Annotated in this window: 2 protein-coding genes and 1 pseudogene; all 3 read left to right on the forward strand. The window is 52.2% G+C overall.

Going from position 1 to position 2,034, the window contains the following annotated elements; genetic code table 11:
* Positions 1-303: pseudogene (locus tag ACXRVY_RS26075) on the forward strand (NAD(P)-dependent oxidoreductase); the annotation flags it as partial.
* A gap of 33 nt (positions 304-336) precedes the next feature.
* Complete coding sequence (locus tag ACXRVY_RS26080) at positions 337-1,347, forward strand: polysaccharide biosynthesis protein (protein ID WP_223462481.1); 1,011 nt, start codon at positions 337-339, stop codon at positions 1,345-1,347.
* The coding region (locus ACXRVY_RS26085; RefSeq protein WP_458238630.1) for a UDP-N-acetyl glucosamine 2-epimerase at positions 1,340-2,034 on the forward strand (695 nt) is incomplete at its 3' end. The genes ACXRVY_RS26080 and ACXRVY_RS26085, both read left to right, overlap by 8 nt.

A 2,034-nucleotide genomic window follows, 5' to 3' on the forward strand; every position in this document is an offset into this window, starting at 1 on the left:
GTCAAGGGTTATGAGAAAGCCATTTTTTCGGGGCTTCCTACCGTAGAGCTGGCGCGTGTCATTCGCGACTACGTGATCCCGAATCCACAACTCCACGGCCTGTATCATGTTTCGGTGGCGCCGATTGACAAGCTGTCTCTTCTGAAGCTGGTAGCGGAAGTTTACGAAAAGAAAATCGATATCATCGCGGATAGCCAATTATCTATAGATCGCTCACTGAACTCCTCGAAGTTTCAGGCAGCAACCGGTTACGTTCCACCGTCGTGGTTGGAATTGGTTAAATCGATGCGCGCGTTGCGTTGATCAATAAATTCAATCAGGTTTGGGAAGGTCGTTATGTTCGATAATAAGGTTTTGATGATCACGGGCGGCACGGGCTCGTTTGGCCATACGGTGTTGAAGCGTTTTCTGGATACCGATGTAAAAGAAATTCGCGTATTCAGCCGCGACGAGAAAAAGCAGGAAGATATGCGCATTGCTTTGTCGAATGACAAAGTGAAGTTCTACATCGGTGACGTACGTGATCGCGATAGCCTCGATCAGGCCATGGTGGGGGTGGATTACATTTTCCACGCCGCAGCCTTGAAGCAAGTGCCTTCCTGCGAGTTTTACCCGATGGAAGCCGTGCGTACCAACGTCATGGGTACCGAAAACGTATTGAATGCGGCCATTGCTTCGGGTGTGAAACGCGTTGTTGTACTCAGTACCGACAAGGCTGTCTACCCGATCAATGCCATGGGTATTTCCAAAGCCATGGCTGAAAAGCTGATGGTTGCCAAATCGCGGATGATTCCGGCGACAGGCCCGGTGATCTGCGCAACCCGCTACGGTAACGTCATGGCATCGCGCGGTTCGGTGATCCCGTTGTTCATCAATCAGCTGCAGAGTGGCGAGCCGCTGACCGTCACTGACCCGAACATGACACGCTTCCTGATGTCGCTCGAGGATTCTGTCGACCTGGTTCTGCACGCGTTCGAACATGCCGAGCAAGGTGATATTTTCGTCCAGAAAGCTCCTGCCTCGACAGTGGCGGACCTGGCGCAAGCGCTCAAGGAACTGTTTGCTCGTGACAATGCCGTCAAGGTCATTGGTACCCGCCACGGCGAAAAACTCTACGAGTCGCTGATCTCCCGTGAAGAAATGGCCAAAGCCGAAGACATGGGGCGCTACTACCGTATTCCGTCGGACAATCGCGACCTCAACTACAAGAAGTTTTTTGTTGAGGGCGAACAAGAGATATCCGATCTCGACGACTACACCTCCCACAATACAGAGCGTCTCGATGTAGAAGGCGTGAAGAAAGTTCTGTTGAATCTGGAATACATTCAGGAGCAACTTGATGCTTAAGGTCATGACGCTGGTTGGTACGCGACCAGAACTTATCAAGATGAGCCGCGTCATTGCCGAGCTTGATAAGCAGGTTAATCATGTGTTGGTTCACTCGGGTCAGAACTACGACTTCGAATTGAATCAGGTTTTTTTCGATGACCTCGAGATTCGTAAACCTGATTACTTCCTGGGTGCAGCCGGCGATACCGCAGCCAAGACCATCGCCGAAGTGATTTCAAAGGCGGATGAAGTATTTGAGGCGGAAAAGCCAGATGCGCTTCTGCTCTACGGCGATACCAATACCTGTCTGGCCGTCATTGCCGCCAAGCGCCGCAAGATTCCGGTGTTCCACATGGAAGCCGGTAACCGCTGTTTTGATCAGCGTGTCCCTGAAGAGCTGAATCGCAAGGTGCTCGATCACCTCAGCGATATCAATATGGTCCTGACCGAGCATGCCCGGCGTTACCTGATCGCTGAAGGGATTCGCCCTGAAACCATCATCAAGACCGGATCGCACATGGAGGAGGTGCTCGACTACTACATGCCGAAAATCCTCACCTCCGACGTGCTGGCGCGAGAAGGCCTGGAGCAGGACAAGTTCTTCATCATCAGCGCTCACCGTGAGGAAAACGTCGATACGCCGGAGAACCTTCGCGACTTGCTCAAAACGCTGCGAGCCTTGGCCGACAAGTATCAGTACCCAAT

It is taken from the genome of Pseudomonas sp. P5_A2_2, from assembly GCF_054177685.1.